The organism is Affinundibacterium fentianense (genome assembly GCF_018139545.1).
In the GTDB taxonomy this organism is placed as follows: domain Bacteria; phylum Pseudomonadota; class Gammaproteobacteria; order Burkholderiales; family Burkholderiaceae_D; genus Undibacterium; species Undibacterium fentianense.
The window spans coordinates 1-231 of sequence record NZ_JAGSPJ010000060.1 but is presented as its reverse complement, the minus strand read 5'-3'; the positions used below and the strand labels follow the sequence as shown (position 1 = coordinate 231).

Sequence of the window (231 nt, the reverse complement as noted above, 5' to 3'; positions counted from 1 at the left end):
CGATTAGTACAGTGGTCAGTGGTGGTAATGTAGTGGAAGGGAATAACCTGACGTACACCGTGTCCTTGACATCGGGTACCACAATTGCGTCGACCTACGCCTACACCTTGGGTGGCGGTACAGCGACTGCAACGAGTGACTACAACACCGCCCCAACGTTCAGCAATGGCGTGAGCTTGGTCGGTAGCAACTTGATCGTCCCAGCGGGCGTGTCCAGCTTCACGGTGACGG

The 231-nt window shown here is 56.3% G+C and carries 1 protein-coding gene; it reads left to right on the top strand.

Annotated elements, in window-relative coordinates:
- On the top strand, positions 1-231 hold a 231-nt coding region (locus tag KDM90_RS17760), incomplete at both ends, for a hypothetical protein (protein WP_212676958.1).